The organism is Corynebacterium sp. HMSC078H07 (assembly GCF_001812805.1).
In the GTDB taxonomy this organism is placed as follows: Bacteria; Actinomycetota; Actinomycetes; order Mycobacteriales; family Mycobacteriaceae; genus Corynebacterium.
Genome location: NZ_KV810483.1, coordinates 1 through 226, shown reverse-complemented (window position 1 = coordinate 226; position 226 = coordinate 1). Strand labels below are relative to the sequence as shown.

The window sequence follows — 226 nt, the reverse complement described above, 5'->3', positions numbered from 1 at the left end:
CTTCTTCTTCTGTTCCGTTGGCGTATTTTTCTCATTCGAATCCTGATGATCCGGTATGTGTTGCGGGGATGTTTCTGCGGCGTGCGGAGTATGAGTTCTGGTTACATAATCTTCCGGCTTTGGAGGCTGATTCTGATAGTGAGGTGATGAAGCTTTCGGTCAAGACTGCTAAGACGGCAAGGCAGGTGGCGAAGAATGTGATGGGGGTTCTTCGGCTTGAGGAGTT

The 226-nt window shown here is 49.6% G+C and carries 1 pseudogene; it reads left to right on the top strand.

Annotated elements, in window-relative coordinates:
• Positions 1-226, top strand: a pseudogene (locus tag HMPREF2875_RS13825) (HNH endonuclease); the annotation flags it as partial.